This is a genomic window from Gordonia alkaliphila (assembly GCF_039542465.1).
Taxonomy (GTDB): Bacteria; Actinomycetota; Actinomycetes; order Mycobacteriales; family Mycobacteriaceae; genus Gordonia; species Gordonia alkaliphila.
Genome location: NZ_BAABIE010000053.1, coordinates 1 through 620, shown reverse-complemented (window position 1 = coordinate 620; position 620 = coordinate 1). Strand labels below are relative to the sequence as shown.

The 620-nt window shown below is 45.5% G+C and carries 1 protein-coding gene; it reads left to right on the top strand.

Going from position 1 to position 620, the window contains the following annotated elements:
* Window positions 1-51 precede the first annotated feature (51 nt).
* On the top strand, window positions 52-620 hold a 569-nt coding region (locus ABD989_RS17670), incomplete at its 3' end, for a metallophosphoesterase (RefSeq protein ID WP_425556565.1).

Genomic DNA, 620 nt, shown 5'->3' with positions numbered 1-620 from the left:
ACTCCTTGGCTCACAGAACGACATGGCTACGATCCGACTTACACGAACCTGATGAACAAACTGGATACGATTGGATTCGACAACAAAAAAGACCTGCTTATCTCGGTGGGCGATTTGGTTGATCGTGGTGCAGAGAACGTTGAATGCCTGGAATTAATCACATTCCCCTGGTTCAGAGCTGTACGTGGAAACCATGAGCAAATGATGATTGATGGCTTATCAGAGCGTGGAAACGTTAATCACTGGCTGCTTAATGGCGGTGGCTGGTTCTTTAATCTCGATTACGACAAAGAAATTCTGGCTAAAGCTCTTGCCCATAAAGCAGATGAACTTCCGTTAATCATCGAACTGGTGAGCAAAGATAAAAAATATGTTATCTGCCACGCCGATTATCCCTTTGACGAATACGAGTTTGGAAAGCCAGTTGATCATCAGCAGGTAATCTGGAACCGCGAACGAATCAGCAACTCACAAAACGGGATCGTGAAAGAAATCAAAGGCGCGGACACGTTCATCTTTGGTCATACGCCAGCAGTGAAACCACTCAAGTTTGCCAACCAAATGTATATCGATACCGGCGCAGTGTTCTGCGGAAACCTAACATTGATTCAGGTACAGGG